Source organism: Fructilactobacillus sp. X7R9C1 (genome assembly GCF_059901005.1).
Map to the genome: position 1 here is coordinate 1 of NZ_JBWXVG010000054.1, position 285 is coordinate 285.

The 285-nt window shown below is 42.1% G+C and carries 1 protein-coding gene; it reads left to right on the forward strand.

Features of this window, described 5'->3' with window-relative positions; all coding sequences use genetic code 11:
* Positions 1-285 (forward strand): WxL domain-containing protein (locus tag AC6UD0_RS07400; protein WP_500708711.1); only part of this gene is annotated, 285 nt, incomplete at both ends.

Here is a 285-nt window from a genome sequence, read left to right on the forward strand (position 1 = left end):
TGCTGGTTGGACTGTTTCAGCTGCTTTAGGTCAATTTAATGATCAACCTGGTAATGGTTGGGGTGTTCAATTGAACCAAACCGCTGTTAAAAACAGTATTGGAAGTGCCGCTCAAGTAAATACTCCATTGTTGAATGCTGGAGCTGACAATTCTTCCCAAGTTCTTTCAGCTAATGCTGGTCAAGGTTTAGGAACGACTTCAGTTGACTACTCAAAGAGTACTGACGCTAGTTTGAACATGCCAGCTAACGTTACTCCAGCTGATTACAACGCACCAATTATTTG